1 pseudogene is annotated in these 494 nt (G+C 52.4%); it reads left to right on the top strand.

Annotated features, from left to right (window positions below):
- Window positions 1-494 (top strand): annotated as a pseudogene (locus PVK63_RS19930) (hypothetical protein); the annotation flags it as partial.

The raw sequence follows: 494 nt of genomic DNA, 5'->3' as shown, positions 1-494 counted from the left end.
GAGTCAGCTACGGGTAGCGATACGGCAGGCGTTGATTTGGTGGCGCCTGGTGATGGCGAAGGCGACAACGGTGGTGATGTTGCACCAACGGTTCTTATCGATTCTGGCGATGATGACACCATCAATGCGGCGGAAAAAGACGTGGGTGTTACGGCAACAATTACGCTGCCAGAAGGTACGAACACTGCAGAAGACAGTGTGGTTGTAACCTTCTCAGATGGCACAACAGAGACTATTAAATTGTCAGAGATTACCGTCACCGACGGTAAGTTCAGCGTAGCGATCCCAGCGACAGCGATAGTGGATGGTCAAACAACAGAAGTGAGTGCGATTGTTGTTGACGCGGCAGGCAATGAGTCAGCGACGGGCAGCGATACGGCGGGCGTGGATTTGGTTGCACCAGGTGATGGCGAAGGCGACAACGGTAGTGATGTTGCACCAACGGTTCTTATCGATTCTGGCGAAGATGACATCATCAATGCCGATGAAAAAGG

It is taken from the genome of Aliivibrio sp. S2TY2, from assembly GCF_028765525.1.
GTDB lineage: Bacteria > Pseudomonadota > Gammaproteobacteria > Enterobacterales > Vibrionaceae > Aliivibrio > Aliivibrio finisterrensis_A.
This window is presented reverse-complemented; position numbering and strand designations above follow the sequence as displayed.